This window comes from Pseudomonas sp. C9 (assembly GCF_002000165.1).
GTDB lineage: Bacteria > Pseudomonadota > Gammaproteobacteria > Pseudomonadales > Pseudomonadaceae > Aquipseudomonas.
Window position 1 is genome coordinate 167,703 of record NZ_MPAK01000002.1, and the last position, 16,556, is coordinate 184,258.

The following is a 16,556-nucleotide window of genomic DNA, read 5'->3' on the forward strand; positions in this document are numbered from 1 at the left end:
CGCGTCCGCTTTGGGACGCGGAGCGTCTCGGGCTGCATTCCCACGCCGAGCGTGGGAATGCTCATGCAAAGGGGTTAAAACTTCTCGAGGGGACGGCGACTGCTGCTGGTCTCGCGCGCCACTTCCTTGGGCTTGTAAGCGCAGTACCCCGGGCGCGGCCCGATTTTCGGGTGGTTGCGGCACGTGTCAGGGCGCTTTTCATAAATAGTGCACAGACGGCTCTTACGATCCAGGTACAGGCAATCGTTGTTGCTCATGCGCTGGAGGGTAAAGATCTCGGTTTTCTGGCTGTAGCGCTCGACGATCCCTTCCTTCTGCAGGCGCTTGGCGATGTTTTTCGCCGGCTCGCCGCGCTCGAATTCGTCGACGATACCGATGCGGATCAGATCCTTGATCTTGACCTCGACCGGCAGCGTACAGCAGCTGGACACGCAGGAACCGCACATCGGCGCAGAGTACTTGGCCCAGGTATCGAGGCGATCGATCTCAGCGGCGGCGATCAGGTTGGGCTTCATCATCGGTTGTTACCAGCACGTGCATCAGGGCGCGCGATCATACCGGGACTGGTGGATTTTTGAACAACCTTTCGCCAGATTTTTTTGTATTGCCCAATCGGCACCGTTAATCCGGCACGGCCCCTGCATTGATTCAGGCACACGACAATGTAATGCCGACCGATCTCGCACTCTCAGGAAAAACTGCCGAACCAGAGCCCCCGGCGTCTGTCAGACCGTCTAGGCTCAACAACTCCACGCTCGCTCGAGGTCCTATCGATGACTCAAGAACCACTTGTTCGCGATGCAGAGGTGGCCGCATTCCGCGACGCCGTCTTGACCAAACTCACTTACGCGGTGGGTAAAGACCCGGATCACGCCTTCGACCACGACTGGTTCGAAGCCATCGCCCTGGCGGCACGAGATCACATGGTCGAGCACTGGATGGACCACACCCGGCAGATCTACCGCAAAGGGCAGAAACGGGTTTATTACCTTTCCCTGGAATTTCTTATTGGCCGGCTGCTCTACGACAGCCTGAGCAACCTTGGCCTGCTCGACGTCGCTCGCGAAGCCCTGACCGAACTCGGTGTCGACCTTGAACGCATCCGCCTGCTGGAACCCGATGCGGCGCTGGGCAACGGCGGCCTCGGTCGTCTGGCCGCGTGCTTTATGGAAAGCATGTCGACCCTCGGCATCGCCGGTCATGGTTATGGCATTCGTTACGAGCACGGTTTGTTTCGCCAGGCCATCGTCGACGGCTGGCAGCAGGAGCAGACCGAACACTGGCTGGACTTCGGCAACCCGTGGGAGTTTGAACGGCCAGAGGTTGTGTACCCGATTGGCTTTGGTGGCAGCGTCGAAACCTTCACCGATGAAAACGGCAAGACCAAGCAGGTCTGGACCCCGGTGGAAACCGTCCGTGCGATTGCGTATGACACGCCGGTGGTCGGTTGGCGCGGGGCGAGCGTCAACACGCTGCGTTTGTGGCGCGCCCGGGCCATGGAAGATTTGCACCTGGAGCGTTTCAATGCCGGCGACCACTTGGGCGCGGTGGCCGAAGTGGCCCGGGCCGAAAGTATCTCCCGCGTGCTCTACCCGGCGGACAGCACCGAAGCCGGCCAGGAACTGCGTTTGCGTCAGGAATACTTCTTTGTCGCCGCCTCCCTGCAAGACTTGCTGCGTCGCCATCGCAACATGCACACCTCGGTCCTGACCCTGGGCGATCACGCGGCGATCCAACTCAACGACACCCATCCCTCGATTGCCGTGGCCGAATTGATGCGCCAACTGGTGGATGTCTACGACGTCGCCTGGGATGCGGCGTGGCAGGTTACCGTCGACACGCTTTCCTACACCAACCACACGCTGCTGCCGGAAGCGCTGGAAACCTGGCCGGTCGGCTTGATGGAGCGGATGTTGCCGCGACACATGCAGATCATTTACCTGATCAACGCCCATCACATCGATTCGCTACGCGCCAAAGGCGTGCACGATTTCGACGTGCTGCGCGCTGTGTCGCTGATCGAGGAAGACAACGGTCGGCGTGTGCGCATGGGTAACCTGGCGTTTCTCGGCTCCCACAGCGTCAACGGCGTGTCCGGCCTGCATACGCAATTGATGCGTAAAACGGTGTTCTCCGAACTGCACAAGCTCTACCCGAATAGGATCAATAACAAGACCAACGGCATCACCTTCCGCCGCTGGCTGTACCAGGCCAACCCCGAGCTGACGTCGATGATGGTCGATGCCCTCGGCCCTGATTTGCTGGACAACCCCGAAGGGCGCTTGCTTGATCTGGAACCGTTCGCCGAGAAATCCGCGTTCCGCAAGGCGTTCGCGGAGCAGCGGCTGCACAGCAAGAAAGCCCTGGCGCACCTGATTCACGAGCGGCTGGGGGTGGCGGTCAACCCGGCGGCGATGTTCGATGTGCAGGTCAAGCGGATCCACGAATACAAACGCCAGTTGCTCAACCTCATGCACACCGTGGCGTTGTATCAGGCGATTCGGGCGGAACCTGAAATCGACTGGGTACCGCGGGTGAAGATCTTCGCCGGCAAGGCGGCGGCCAGTTATCACCAGGCCAAGCTGATCATCAAACTGACCAATGACATCGCCCGGGTGGTGAACAACGACCCGACGGTGCGCGGCTTGCTCAAAGTGGTGTTCCTGCCCAACTACAACGTCAGCCTGGCGGAGAGCATTATTCCGGCGGCGGATTTGTCGGAGCAGATTTCCACCGCCGGCTTCGAAGCCTCCGGCACCAGCAACATGAAGTTCGGCCTCAACGGTGCATTGACCATCGGCACCCTTGATGGGGCCAACGTGGAAATGTGCGAGCGCATCGGCTCTGAGCACATGTTCATCTTCGGCCTCAGTGCGCAGCAGGTTGAAGCGCGCAAGCAGAACCATGAATTCAATGCGACGCCGGATATCGCCGCGTCTCATCGACTCAATGACGTGTTGCAAGCAATTCGTGGCGGGGTGTTTTCGCCGGATGATCCGTCCCGTTACGCCGGGCTGATCGATTCGCTGGTGGATTACGACCGCTTCCTGGTGTGCGCCGATTTCGATTCTTACTGGAATGCGCAGATGCGCGTCGAAGCCCATTGGCACGACTCCAAGGAATGGTGGCGCTCGGCGGTGCTGAACACGGCGCGGATGGGCTGGTTCTCCTCGGACCGGACCATTCGCGAGTACGCCACGGATATCTGGAAGGCGCTGGAGTAACTTTTAGCAATAATTGCGTGCAAGGCCCGGCGATTGTTGGGCCTGACCGATATACTAAGCGCCAGTTTCAGTGAGCGCTGCGCGCTCAATCGCGGGCAAGCCATGCTCCCACAGGATCACACGGACTGTGGGAGCATGGCTTGCCCGCGATGACGTCAGTGCAGACGCCACAAGGCAATGGGCCGCTTAGGGATATCGACCATGCAATGGATTTTCATGCTGATAGGGCTGGTGCTCGGCTGGATACTCGACGAGTCGTTCAGTGATGCACTCTTGGGCGGCTTGCTCGGGTTGGGGATTGGCCAGGCCATTCGCATCGGCCGTCTGGATTCGCAAGCCACCGCGCAACGCCAATTACTGGCCCAGGCGCAGGTGGCGCTTGAGGCGGTGCAGCAACGTCTGGCGTTGCTGGAGGTGTCTGGCGTCCAGGTGCCTGATACCAGCGAGTCGGTTGCCAATGAATCGATTGCTAGTGAACCGACCCCGACTGCCGGGTTCTCACTCGACGAAATTGCGCTCCATACCCCGGAGCTGATCTGGGACCTGCCTCCCGAGCTCGAACCCATTACGGCGGCGGCCACTGAAACCAGTCGGCCACTGCCTGCCGATGCCTGGAAACCCGAACCGGTCGCCCACGAACCGCAAGAACCCGTCACCCCGCGCGGCCCCAACTTCATCGACCGTGCCATCAGTGGCGCCCGAGCGTGGCTGTTCGGCGGCAACACCGTGCTGCGGGTCGGTGTGGTGTTGCTCTTCCTCGGTCTGGCCTTTCTGCTGCGCTATGCCACCGAAGGCATGGTGGTGCCGATCGAATTGCGTTACGCCGGCGTCGCAGCGGCGGCATTGGGGCTGCTCGGTTTGGGCTGGTGGCTGCGCCATCGCAATACCAATTATGCGCTGATGCTGCAAGGCACCGGGATCGCCGTGCTGTACCTGACGGTGTTCGCGGCGATGCGTTTGCATCCATTGCTGGATCCGACGGCGGCCCTTGGCCTGTTGGTGGCGGTGACGGTGTTCTCGGCCATTCTGGCCATCACCCAGGACTCACTGGCGCTGGCGTGCGCCGCCGCGCTGGGCGGTTTTGCCGCGCCGATCCTCACGTCTACCGGCGCCGGCAACCACGTCGCGCTGTTCAGCTACTTCGCCTTGCTCAATGCCGGCATCCTCGCCATCGCCTGGTTCAAGGCCTGGCGGCTGCTCAACCTGATTGGCTTTGCCGGCACCTTCGGCATCGGTTTCGCCTGGGGGCTGCGTTCCTACGCGCCAGAATTGCTGTGGAGTACCGAGCCGTTTCTGATCCTGTTCTTCCTGATGTACCTGGCCATCGGCCTGCTGTTTGCCCGGCGCAAGTTGCTGGAAATGAGCGACGCCCCTGAGGACGACAGCCGCGAGGCGCTACTGCGCTGGTCGGCGCGCAAGGGTGATTACGTCGACGGCACGATGCTGTTTGGGCCACCGCTGGTGGGCTTCGGCTTGCAGTTCGCGCTGGTCCAGCATCTGGAATTAGCCGCTGCGTTCAGTGCGCTGGCGCTGGGCATGATCTACATGGGCCTTGCCCGTTTGCTGATGGGCGGACGGGCGCTGCTGTTGGCGGAAACCTGCCTGGCACTGGGCGTGATCTTCGCCAGCCTCGCGATTCCTTTGGGGCTCGATGCCCGATGGACCGCCGCTGCCTGGGCCGTCGAAGGTGCCGGAATCTTCTGGCTCGGCCTGCGCCAGCAACGCCCATTGGCCCGAGCCTTTGCCTTGCTGTTGCAATTGGGTTCGGCGCTGGCGTTCCTCAGTGAACTGCGTATCGGTGAAGGCAGCCTGCTCGACGGCTCGCCGCTGGGCGCGATGATGCTCGGCATCGCATTGCTGTTCAGCTTCTATCAATTACGCAAGGCCTTGCCCGAGCTTACCTCGCAGTGGGAACGCCAAGGGCTGCCCGTACTGGCATGTCTCGGCCTGACCTTCCTCTATCTGCTGGCGCCGTTGTTCTTCCTCACCCACGGCACGGCGATCAGTTGGGCGTTGGCGGGGTTGGCGACGTTGTTTGTCGGTCTGCGCCTGCAATCGCGCACGTTCCTGTTCACCGCGTTTGCTGTGCAGTTGCTCGGTGGCGCGTTGTTTCTGCTGCGGCTGCAAGGGGCGAGCGGCGAGTCGGCTGCGGTGTTTAGCGCCGGCTGGAGCGGATTGCTCAGCGCATCGTTGATCGGCCTGGCGTTGATCGCCGGCATGTTGCTGGCGGCGCGCGATGACATGGTGCGCAGCGACGTGAGATTGCTGCGCGGATTGTCGGTGGTGTTGCTGGCCGGTCTGGTGCTGATAAATCTGGCGGTGTTGTTCGTCTTGCCATGGCAAACCGCGAGTGCGGTGTGGGCGGCCAGCGGTCTGTTGATCATCTGGCTGAGCCTTTACCTGAAGCAGCGCGTGAGTTTTGTCTTCGGTCTGTTGTTGCAAGTGATCGGTGGCGCGGCGTTTCTGTTCGCCGGGCCGCAATTGCTCGGCCCGTTGGCCAGCGAAGGGCTGAAGCCGCTGGCGCACAGCGGTTTCTGGACGCCGCTGGTGCTGGGCCTGGCCGCGCTGGTCGGTGCCTGGCGCTTGCAACTGGGTAACCATGGCTCCGCGTTCGATGTCCTGAGTTTGCGGCGTTTGTCTGAAGTGTTGCTGGTGTGGGGCGCGGGGTGGTGGGCGCTGGCGTGGATCAGCGAAGTGCTGCGTTTTGCGCCGCAGAGTCTGCAAGCAACGTTGCTGTTGGCGGTCGCGGCGGTCAGCGTGGTGCTGTGGAGCGTGTTGGCGCTACGTCTGAACTGGTCGGCGCTGGGTTTGCTCTGCACATTGCTGATGCCTGCTGCCGGCGTCGTGCTGCTCGCGGCCTGGCAGTCGCGTTATCACCCGGCGGCCAGTTTCGGCTGGCTGGCCTGGGCCGCGGTGTTTGGGGGGCATTTCGTTTCACTGAAGCGTCTGGCGCCGATGTTGCCCGCCCGCGCCCTGAGCACCGCGCATGTGCTCGGCTGCTGGCTGTTGATCGGAGTGTTGGCGCTGGAACTGCGTTACGGCTTGCTGCTGTTGTCCGAGCAATACAACGCCTGGCGCTGGTTGGGTTGGGCGATTCTGCCGAGCCTGTATCTGGTGCTGATGGCGGCACCGCGCAACGGGCCGTGGCCGGTGTCGGCTTATCCTCGCGAATATCGCCTTTATGCGGCGGCACCGCTGGCGTTGCTGATGCTCGGCTGGTTCTGGCTGGCAAACGTCGTCAGTGACGGCACCGCCGAACCACTGCCGTATGTGCCGTTGATCAATCCACTGGAGATGGGCCTGCTGTTTGCACTGTTCGGCGTCTACCTCTGGTCGCGCAGCGCCGTGACGCAACTGGCGATCCGCAAGGACTACGCCGCACACGCCACGCAACTGATCGCCGGGGTTTCGCTGTTCGTGTTCTTCACCGCGCTGGTCATGCGCACGGCTCATCATTGGGGTGGCGTGCCGTTCGAGTTCGACGCGTTGCTTGAATCGATGCTGGTGCAGGCCGGGCTGTCCATCGTCTGGACCCTGATGGCACTGAGCCTGATGATCGGCGGTCATTTGCGTCATCGCCGCGAAGTCTGGCTGATCGGTGCGGCGCTGATCGGTGTGGTGGTGGCCAAGTTGTTCTTTGTTGAATTGAGTAACCGCGGCGGACTGGCGCGGATCGTCTCGTTTATCGGCGTTGGCGTGTTGCTGTTGGTCGTCGGTTATTTCGCACCGCTGCCGCCCAAGCGCGCCGAGGCTGTGCCGGAATCAGAAAAACCGGCCCCGGAAACCGAAGGAGTGTCGTCTTGAGTCAGAAGCTGAATCTGGGCTGGTTGAGCGTGGTTGCGCTGGGTGTGACGCTGTCGGTTGGCGCACAGGAACAACCCGCGGATTTCACCACTCAAGTGCCGTTGTCCGTGAGCGGCGAAGGCCCGTGGTATCGCCTCGATTTGCCGTTGAGCGTGCAGTTGAATGCGCGCCAAACCGACCTGAGCGATGTACGCGTGTTCAACGCTGCTGGCCAGGTTCAGGCGTATGCCTTGGCCCGAGAATCGGCCCAGACCCGCGAAAGTCGCGCGCTGACCGATGTGAAGTGGTTCCCGTTGTACAGCTCGGCGGATTCCACCGAGCGCGCGCCCAGCGTGCGGGTGCAATCAAGCGCCAACGGCACGTTGGTCGAGGTGCAGCCGTCCAGCCAGTTGGAGGCGGGCGAAGAAGAACTGCGCGGCTGGTTGCTCGATGCCAGTGGCATCAAGGCGCCGTTACAGCAATTGGTCCTCGACTGGACCACCGAGCACGACGGCTTCCAGCGATTCAGCATTGAAGCCAGTGACGACTTGCAGCATTGGCAGTCATGGGGCGACGGGCAGGTGGCGCGATTGGCGTTTGCCGACGAACGGGTCGAGCAGCATGAAGTCGGCTTGCCGGGGCAATCGGCGCGTTATCTGCGCTTGCTGTGGACTTCACCACAATCGGCGCCAGTGCTGACGTCCGCGCAACTGGAAAGCGCGAGCAGCCGCAGCCTGCCACTGCCGTTGGTCTGGTCGCAGGCCTTGGCGGGCAGCAGCTCGAAGGCGGGTGAATACACCTGGCAGTTGCCGATGGGGCTGAATGTCGAACGGGTGCAGATCGATCTGAGCCAACCCAATAGCCTGGCGCCGGTCACCTTGTCGGGTCGCCGGGAGAGCAGCTTGCCGTGGCAGCCAATGGGTAGCGGTTTGCTGTATCGCCTGACCCAGAATGGCCAGGACGTGGTGCAGAACGAATTGCAGTTGCCGGGACAAACCGTGCAGCAGCTGAAGCTGGTGGTGGACGAGCGCGGCGGTGGACTGGGCAGCGCCGCACCGACGCTGAAATTTGCCGTGCGCTCGACGCAACTGGTATTCCTGGCGCGCGGCCCCGGCCCCTACACGCTGGCACTGGGCAATGCGACGGCAAAAGCGGCGAGCTTGCCATTGTCGACGCTGATTCCCGATTACAGCGCGCAGAAGGTGGCGACGTTGGGTAAGGCGACGGTGGACGGCGGAGCGGTGGTAACGCCGGTGTCTACATCGGCGGCCCCGGCGACGGGTGACACGAGCTGGAAGAAGCTCGGCCTGTGGGCCGTGTTGTTGCTCAGTGTGGTGTTCCTGGCGGCGATGGCGTTCAGTTTGCTGCGCAAACCACCGGTCAAACCCTGAGAACGGCTGGCGCTGCGCCAAATCGCGGGCAAGCCCGCTCCCACAGGTGACCGGGTTTCATTAGAGATACGCGGTCGAATGTGGGAGCGGGCTTGCCCGCGAAGGCGGACTGCCTGGCAAAGAAAATCTCGAATCTGCCCCCTGCCACCGGTCCACATTCGGCCCGTTTCGAACTACGCTAATCCCCGCGCATGAACTCTCTTGGGTGTATCACGTCTGATAGGAGGAAATGCGCCTCGACTCGCGCTAAACTGCGCGGGTTTTTAGCCCCCCATTCCACCGGAGCCTTCCATGTCCCGCGTTACCCTGAGTCGCTATTTGATTGAGCAGACCCGTAGCAACAACACTCCTGCCGATCTGCGTTTCCTGATCGAAGTGGTGGCGCGTGCTTGCAAAGAAATCAACCACGCCGTGTCCAAAGGCGCCCTGGGTGGTGTTCTGGGCAGCATGGGCACTGAAAACGTCCAAGGCGAAGTGCAGAAGAAGCTCGACGTGATCTCCAACGAGATCCTGCTCGAAGCCAACGAATGGGGCGGTCACCTGGCCGGCATGGCGTCCGAAGAAATGGACAATGCCTACCAGATCCCGGGCAAATACCCGAAAGGCGCGTACCTGCTGGTATTCGACCCGCTGGACGGTTCGTCGAACATCGACATCAACGCCCCGGTCGGCACCATCTTCTCGGTACTGCGCTGCCCGAACGAATACCTGAGCCAGAACGAGCCCTTGAATGAAAAGGCCTTCCTGCAGCCAGGCACCCAGCAAGTAGCCGCCGGTTACGCGATCTACGGTCCACAGACCATGTTGATCCTGACCCTGGGTGATGGCGTAAAAGGCTTCACCCTGGACCGTGAAATGGGCAGTTTCGTACTGACCCACGAAAACATCACCATTCCTGAGTCCACCCAGGAATTCGCCATCAACGCGTCCAACCAGCGTCACTGGGAAGCACCGGTACAGCGTTACGTCGGCGAATTGCTGGCAGGCGATGAAGGTCCGCTGAAAAAGAACTACAACATGCGCTGGGTCGCCGCGATGGTGGCCGACGTGCACCGTATCCTGACCCGTGGCGGTCTGTTCATGTACCCACGCGACAGCCGCGAGCCGTCCAAGCCGGGCAAACTGCGCCTGATGTACGAAGCCAACCCGATGTCGTTCCTGGTCGAGCAAGCCGGCGGTGCTTCCACCGACGGTCACCAGCGCATTCTCGACATCAAGCCTGATGGCCTGCACCAGCGCGTGGCAGTGTTCCTCGGCTCGAAAGAAGAAGTCGAACGCGTTACGGCTTACCACAAGGCCTGATTCATGACCGCGCCCTGGCAGCCGTTGCTCGATTGGTGGTTTGGTTCTTTCGAATCTGCCAGCGAAATAGCGGCTGACAAGGGCAAGTTGTGGTTCGGCAAGCGCGACAGCCAGGACCTCGAAGCGCGCACGCGTTTCGGGGGCTGGGTCGAGCAGGCACTGACCGGCGGTTTGACTGATTGGGCGCAACGCCCCGAAGGTTGGCTGGCTCTGGTGCTGTTGCTCGATCAACTCCCGCGAATGATCTACCGCGACACCCCCAAATCCTATTCCGGCGATCTCAGGGCTCAGGCACTGGTGGGGCAAGGCATTGCTGCGGATTTCGACCGGCAGTTGCGGCCGATTCAGCGGGTGTTCATCTATCTGGTGCTGGAGCACTGCGAACACCTGGCGGTGCAGAACGAGTGCATCTCGCGTTACATCGATTTGTTGGCGCAACAGCCGGAGGCGGATCGAACACTGTTTACCGACTATCTGGACTATGCCGAGAAGCATCAGAAGGTGATTGCGCAGTTTGGGCGGTTTCCGCATCGCAATGCGGTGTTGGGGCGGGAGTCGACGGCTGAGGAGTTGGCGTTTCTGTCGAAGCCTGGGTCCAGGTTCTAAATCTTCAATGCGGTTGATGACCCCATCGCGGGCAAGCCCGCTCCCACAGTGATCCATGTGGGAGCGGGCTTGCCCGCGATGGGGCCCGAGAGAGCGCTTTAGATCCGGAAGCTGCCGACCAACTGCTTCAACCGCGCCGCCTGCTGTTCCAGGTCAGCGCAGGCGCGCAAGGTTGACTGCAAGTTTTCCACGCCTTCCTGGTTCAACGTGTTGATCTCGGTGATGTCGACGTTGATCGATTCCACCACGGCAGTCTGTTCCTCAGTCGCTGTCGCCACCGACTGATTCATCCCGTCGATTTCGCCAATGCGCTGCGTCACGCTGCCCAGGCGTTCGCCAGCCTGGTTGGCGATGCCGACGCTGCTTTCGCTCTGGCGCTGGCTGTCGGTCATGGTGCTCACCGCTTCGCGGGCGCCGACTTGCAATTCCTCGATCATCTTCTGCACTTGCTGCGCCGAATCCTGCGTGCGGTGCGCCAGGTTGCGCACCTCGTCCGCCACCACGGCAAAACCACGACCGGCTTCACCGGCGCGAGCCGCTTCGATGGCCGCGTTCAGGGCCAGCAAGTTGGTCTGCTGGGAGATGCTGGTGATCACTTCCAGAATCTGCCCGATGTTCACGGTGTTGCTGTTGAGCGTTTCAATGTTGCCGCACGAATCACTGATCTTCGCCGACAGCTGCTGCATCGCCGCGATGGTTTTGTCGACGACTTGCTGGCCATCTTCTGCCATGGCGCGGGCATCGCTCGAATGCTGGGAGGCGAGGGCGGCGTTCTGGGCGATTTCCTGGGCGGCGGCACCCAACTCGTTGATCGCCGCGGCCACGCTGCTGGTACGCGAGGCCTGTTGATCGGAGTTGAACATCGACGAGTTGGAAGCGGCCACCACACGCAGGGCGACTTCGTTGACCTGGCCGGTGGCCGACGACACTTCACGAATCGAGGTGTGAATACGCTCTACAAAGCGGTTGAACGAGGTGCCCAGTGCACCGAATTCGTCCTGGCCATGAATGGTCAGGCGCTTGGTCAGGTCACCTTCACCTTCGGCGATGTCATGCATCGCGCGGCCCATGGTCAGCAGCGGCTGCATCAGGACGCTGATCAACACGCCCAGCAACGCGATGATGATCACCACGGCAATCACCATGGCAATGATCGCCGAGGTGCGGAATTCGCTGAGCATCGAGAACGCGGTGTCCTGATCCAGCACCAGTGCCACGTACCAGTCTGCAGACGGCACACCGTTGACGTGGGTGAAGGACATGAACTGTTTCTTGCCGTCGATCTCGACTTCTTTCATACCCGGGCTGACGTTCGGCGCGCCGTTCGGGTAGGCGTCAGCGAGGCCTTTGAGCACCAGTTTGTTGTCCGGGTGAATCAGGATCTTGCCGTCGGCACTGACGATGAACGCGTGGCCGTGGCCGCCGAAGTTCAGGGAGTTGATGATCGCGCTGACGCTGGACAGGTCAATGTCCGCGCCGGCAACGCCGATCATCTGGCTCTGATACTTCACTGGCGTGGCGACGGTGATCACCAGTTTGCCGGAGGATGCGGCAATGTATGGTTCGGTGACGATGGTCTGTTGTGCGCTGTTGGCCGCCTTGTACCAGCCGCGGGAACGAGGATCGTAGTCGGCGGCGCGATTGCCGGCCGGGACCGAGAACATCACGCCGTCAGTGCCACCGAAATAGCTCAGCTGGAAGTTGCTGGTGTAGGCCGGCAGGTCGATGGCGCGTTTCAGGCTGGCCTGGGCGCTGCCATCCACGGCGATCTGCTGGGACAGCGATTGCAGCAACTGGATGCGACTTTCCAGCCATGTCTGGATGTTGCTGGTGGTCAGGCTGCCGAGTTCCTGCATCGACGATTCGGTACTGCTGCGCAGAGTCTGGCGCTGGCGGTAGTCGTTGAACAGGATAAAGCAGGCGAACGCAACGGCGACCACGAGGGCGGCTGCCAACAGGATCTTGTGGCTGAACTTCATGTTTCTGGTCATTAAATGCATTACCGCGGAGGGGCTGGTCGGCGAGGGGCGTCAAATCGTCACAGTCGAGGGCTTGGCGCTGCCTCTATGTCGACTGGCCAGCGCCAAAGATTAGGCGCGTTTTTGCAAAAACCGACGAAATACTCAATGGCGCGAGAAAGTTGCTGATTTTTCGAAAGAAGGCAGACGAGTGGCCCGATAAATAGCACAACAGTCGGGGAACCAGATGGGGGTTTGCTCTTCTAAGCTTCAGCTTGGCAGCCATGCCATTCCCCTTCGTTCCAGGAGTCTCACCATGTCGCTGCGTTCTATCGCCTTGCTCTCGTTCTGCGTGTTGTTGGCCGCATGCAGCAAGGTCAATCAGGAAAACTACTCGAAACTATCGACCGGCATGCCCAAGGCCGAGGTCGAGACGTTGCTGGGTACACCTGCTGATTGCTCGGGCGCGCTCGGCATGTCCAGTTGCACCTGGGGCGACAAAAACAGCTTTATCAGCGTGCAGTACGCCGGTGACAAAGTATTGATGTTTTCCGGCCAAGGCCTGAAGTAAACCGGGGCGCTGCGCCCGCGGGAGAAAAACAATGAAGCGGTTATTACTCGTACTTTTTGCCGGCCTGGTTTTGGCTGGCTGCGCCACTTCTGGCCAAGATTCGTTGGCGCCAAAAACCGTCAACAGCGTCAACCTCAAGCGCTACCAAGGGACCTGGTACGAGTTGGCTCGCATGCCCATGTATTTCCAGCGTGACTGCGCACAATCCGAAGCCCATTACACGCTCAAGCCGGACGGCAACCTGGCGGTCTTGAACCGCTGCCTGACGCCGCAGTGGCAGTGGGAAGAGGTCAAGGGCACGGCTTATCCACAGGTGCCGGGCAAAACCGACAAATTGTGGGTCAAGTTCGATACCTGGTTCTCTCGGTTGATCCCCGGCACGGCGAAGGGCGAATACTGGGTGTTGTACGTCAGCGACGACTACAAGACAGCCATTGTTGGCGACCCGAGCCGCAAGTATCTGTGGCTGCTGGCCCGCACGCCGACCGTCAATGGCGTCGTGCGCGAGGAACTGCTGAGCAAGGCGCGTCAGCAGGGTTACGACACCTCGCGGCTGATCTGGCGTGCGTCGGAGCAGCAGATGGCCAAGACCTCGGACTAACTGCACATATACCTGTGGGAGCGAGCTCGCTCGCGATGAGGCCATCAGCTTCAACAGAAATGTTGACTGACAGGCCGCCATCGCGAGCAAGCTCGCTCCCACAGGTTTTTTTATCAGCCTAAAAGATCGCGCAGGACCTGGGTGAAAGCGCGGTTGCTTTCTTCCTCATCGGCATGACGCCCGTCACGCACAACCCACTGGCCATTGACCAGCACATCGCGCACCTGGCGATCACCACCGGCAAACAGCCAGCGATTCAAAATCCTGTCGCCACTGGCCGTCGCCAGGTACGGATCATTGCCATCGAGCACCAGCCAATCTGCCCGCTTGCCCACTTCCAGCGCGCCAATCGGCTGCCCCAGTGCCTGTGCGCCGCCGTCCAGTGCGGCGTCGTACAGCGTGCGGCCCACCATTGGCTGATCCGCGCCATACAAGCGGTTACGCCGCTGATCGCGCAGACGCTGGCCATATTCCAGCCAGCGCAATTCCTCCACCACGCTCAACGAGACATGGCTGTCAGAGCCGATGCCCATGCGTCCGCCCTGAGCGAGGAAATCCACCGCCGGGAAGATCCCGTCGCCCAGGTTGGCTTCAGTGGTCAGGCACAAGCCGGCGATGGCGCGACTCTTGGCCATCAGCGTGACCTCTTCGGCGTTGGCGTGGGTGGCGTGAACCAGGCACCAGCGCTGATCGACCTCGGTGTTTTCATACAGCCATTGCAGCGGACGGCGACCACTCCAGGTCAGGCAGTCATCGACTTCTTTCTGCTGCTCGGCGATATGGAGGTGCACCGGGCATTGCTTGTCGCTGGCCGCCAGCACTTCGCTGATTTGCTGCGGCGTGACTGCGCGCAATGAGTGGAAACACAGACCCAGCGACTGCGCTGGTTGCTGCGCCAGGAGTGGTTGCAAGCGCGACTGAAGCTTGAGGTAGTTTTCGGTGCTGTTGATGAAGCGGCGCTGACCTTCGTTCGGGGTCTGGCCACCAAAGCCGGAGTGGCTGTAGAGCACCGGCAGCAGGGTCAGGCCAATACCGGCGGAACTGGCGGCCTGGCTGACGCGCAGCGCCAACTCGGCCGGGTCCGCGTAAGGCTGGCCGTTGGTGTCGTGATGCACGTAATGAAATTCCGCCACCGATGTGTAACCGGCCTTGAGCATTTCGATGTACAACTGACGGGCGATGACGCCGAGTTGGTCCGGGCTGATTTTTCCGACGAGGCGATACATCAAATCGCGCCAGGTCCAGAAACTGTCGTTCGGATTGCCCGCCACTTCTGCCAGTCCGGCCATCGCTCGCTGGAAGGCATGGGAGTGCAGATTCGGCATTCCCGGCAGCAGTGGACCGCTCAGCCGTTCGGCGCCATCTGCATGGGAATCGGCCTGGATATGGGTCAAAACGCCCTCGGCATTGACCTCAAGACGTACATTGTTGGCCCATCCACTAGGCAGCAGCGCGCGTTCGGCAAAGAAGGCGGACATGGTTCGGCACCCCATCGTGTGTTATTTGTATATACATATACAGACGTTTGCCTGCCCGGTAAACTCCGGCAAGCTAGCGATATTCACTAAACGACCAAGGATTAACCGTGCCGACTCCGCCCCCAGTGTCACCGTTGGCCGCGAACATGGGCGACAGTCCGGCGCCCTTGTACGCCCGCGTCAAACAGATGATTACCCAGCAAATCGACAGTGGAAACTGGCCGCCGCACTACCGCGTTCCGTCGGAAAGCGAGCTGGTCAGCCAACTCGGTTTCAGCCGCATGACCATCAACCGTGCGCTGCGGGAGATGACCGCCGACGGTCTGTTGGTGCGCATGCAAGGCGTCGGCACGTTCGTCGCCGAGCCGAAAAGCCAGTCCGCGCTGTTTGAAGTGCACAACATTGCCGACGAAATCGCCTCCCGTGGCCATCGTCACACTTGCAAAGTGATTACCCTCGAAGAAGAAGCCGCCGGCTCCGAACGCGCTTTAGCGTTGGACATGCGCGAAGGGCAGCGGGTTTTCCACTCGCTGATCGTGCATTTCGAAAACGATATCCCGGTGCAAATCGAAGACCGTTTCGTCAACGCGCTGGTGGCCCCCGACTACCTCAAACAGGACTTCACCCTGCAAACGCCTTACGCCTACCTGAACCAGGTCGCGCCGCTGACGGAGGGCGAGCATGTGGTCGAGGCGATTCTGGCCGAAGCCAGCGAATGCAAATTGCTGCAGATTGAAAAGGGCGAGCCGTGCCTGCTGATTCGCCGCCGCACCTGGTCGGGCCGTCAGCCGGTGACCGCCGCCCGTTTGATCCACCCCGGTTCCCGTCATCGTCTGGAAGGACGCTTTCATAAATGAATGCTTTGAAGGTTTTGCGCGCCAAAGATTACCCACGCATGCCGTGGAAAAACGGCGGTGGCAGCACAGAAGAAATCACCCGCGATGCAGGCACGGGCCTTGACGGTTTTGGCTGGCGCCTGTCGATTGCCGACATCGGCGAGTCGGGCGGCTTCTCGACGTTCACCGGGTACGAGCGCGTCATCACCGTGCTGCAAGGTGATGGCATGACCTTGCGGGTGGACGGTCAAGATACGCATCCATTGTTACCGCTGACCCCGTTTGCCTTTAGCGGTGAGAGCGACGTGTCCTGCACATTGCTCGGCGGGCCGATTCGCGATTTCAACCTGATTTATGCGCCGCAGCGTTTTGATGCGCGCTTGCAGTGGCTTTCCGGCGAGCAGCAGTTTTTCGCCTCGGCGCGTACGGTGTTGGTGTTCAGCATCAGCGATGCATTGGACGTGACGGTCGGTAACAGCACGTCGCAACTCGGTCGCCATGATTGCCTGCAACTCGACGGTAACACCGGCCTGCTGGAAGTCTCGAGCAACGGCGCCTGCTGTGTGATCGAACTGACGGCTCACTGAGTCAACACTCACTTTGTAGCAGCTGGCGCAGCCTGCGTTCGGCTGCGCAGCAGTCGTGAAATCAGCCACTGCGGTCTCCAGGGCCATCTCATCTGATAGGCGACTGCTACGCAGACGAACGCAGGCTTCGCCAGCTGCTACAGATCGCAAGTTGCCCGATACTTCATTTCTGTTCCCCTAAGCGCACCAACTTGTTACCGAACGCCCCAGCGCGGCGCA

The 16,556-nt window shown here is 61.0% G+C and carries 12 protein-coding genes and 1 pseudogene; 9 read left to right on the forward strand and 4 right to left on the reverse strand.

The genetic code is table 11. The features are described 5' to 3' along the window. Positions 1-74: 74 nt before the first annotated feature. Entirely contained in the window at positions 75-515 is a 441-nt protein-coding gene (locus tag BMS17_RS27740) for a YkgJ family cysteine cluster protein (RefSeq protein ID WP_090473876.1), read from the reverse strand. Between the two features lie 258 nt (positions 516-773). Between BMS17_RS27740 and BMS17_RS27745 the strand changes: the two genes are divergently transcribed. The 5 genes from BMS17_RS27745 (at position 774) to BMS17_RS27765 (ending at position 10,306) form a co-directional block, all read left to right on the forward strand. Continuing rightward, positions 774-3,224 carry a glycogen/starch/alpha-glucan phosphorylase gene (locus tag BMS17_RS27745; RefSeq protein ID WP_046031223.1) on the forward strand — a complete coding sequence of 817 codons (2,451 nt, stop codon included), beginning with the start codon at positions 774-776 and terminating at the stop codon, positions 3,222-3,224. A gap of 201 nt (positions 3,225-3,425) precedes the next feature. Then, positions 3,426-7,028 (forward strand): DUF2339 domain-containing protein, encoded by a 3,603-nt coding sequence (locus BMS17_RS27750; protein WP_077432295.1) that lies wholly within the window; start codon positions 3,426-3,428, stop codon positions 7,026-7,028. Next, positions 7,025-8,398, forward strand: coding sequence for a DUF3999 domain-containing protein (locus BMS17_RS27755; protein WP_077432296.1), 1,374 nt, complete (start codon positions 7,025-7,027; stop codon positions 8,396-8,398). The genes BMS17_RS27750 and BMS17_RS27755 overlap by 4 nt, the downstream gene beginning before the upstream one ends. Positions 8,399-8,689: 291 nt before the next feature. After that, a complete protein-coding gene (locus BMS17_RS27760) occupies positions 8,690-9,700 on the forward strand; it encodes a class 1 fructose-bisphosphatase (protein ID WP_046031220.1) in 1,011 nt (336 codons plus the stop codon). A 3-nt stretch (positions 9,701-9,703) separates the two neighbouring features. Continuing rightward, entirely contained in the window at positions 9,704-10,306 is a 603-nt protein-coding gene (locus tag BMS17_RS27765; RefSeq protein WP_077432297.1) for a DUF924 family protein, read from the forward strand. A gap of 98 nt (positions 10,307-10,404) precedes the next feature. On the opposite strand, the gene BMS17_RS31125 is transcribed toward BMS17_RS27765, so the two are convergent. Further along, complete coding sequence (locus BMS17_RS31125) at positions 10,405-11,169, reverse strand: methyl-accepting chemotaxis protein (RefSeq protein WP_371916744.1); 765 nt, start codon at positions 11,167-11,169, stop codon at positions 10,405-10,407. A 93-nt stretch (positions 11,170-11,262) separates the two neighbouring features. After that, positions 11,263-12,306: pseudogene (locus BMS17_RS31130) on the reverse strand (cache domain-containing protein); the annotation flags it as partial. 274 nt (positions 12,307-12,580) lie between these two features. Between BMS17_RS31130 and BMS17_RS27775 the strand changes: the two are divergent. Together BMS17_RS27775 and BMS17_RS27780 are read left to right on the forward strand one after the other, a co-directional pair. Further along, complete coding sequence (locus BMS17_RS27775) at positions 12,581-12,835, forward strand: lipoprotein (protein WP_046031217.1); 255 nt, start codon at positions 12,581-12,583, stop codon at positions 12,833-12,835. A gap of 31 nt (positions 12,836-12,866) precedes the next feature. Then, entirely contained in the window at positions 12,867-13,436 is a 570-nt protein-coding gene (locus BMS17_RS27780; RefSeq protein ID WP_077432298.1) for a lipocalin family protein, read from the forward strand. Between the two features lie 113 nt (positions 13,437-13,549). On the opposite strand, the gene BMS17_RS27785 is transcribed toward BMS17_RS27780, so the two are convergent. Then, positions 13,550-14,914 carry a formimidoylglutamate deiminase gene (locus BMS17_RS27785; protein WP_077432299.1) on the reverse strand — a complete coding sequence of 455 codons (1,365 nt, stop codon included), beginning with the start codon at positions 14,912-14,914 and terminating at the stop codon, positions 13,550-13,552. 146 nt (positions 14,915-15,060) lie between these two features. Here BMS17_RS27785 and hutC point away from each other — a divergent pair, with 146 nt between their 5' ends. Both hutC and BMS17_RS27795 read left to right on the forward strand, forming a co-directional pair. Continuing rightward, positions 15,061-15,771, forward strand: coding sequence for a histidine utilization repressor (hutC, locus tag BMS17_RS27790; protein WP_154505298.1), 711 nt, complete (start codon positions 15,061-15,063; stop codon positions 15,769-15,771). After that, positions 15,768-16,337 (forward strand): HutD family protein, encoded by a 570-nt coding sequence (locus BMS17_RS27795; RefSeq protein WP_077432300.1) that lies wholly within the window; start codon positions 15,768-15,770, stop codon positions 16,335-16,337. Before hutC ends, BMS17_RS27795 begins: the two co-directional genes overlap by 4 nt. Positions 16,338-16,556 lie beyond the last annotated feature (219 nt).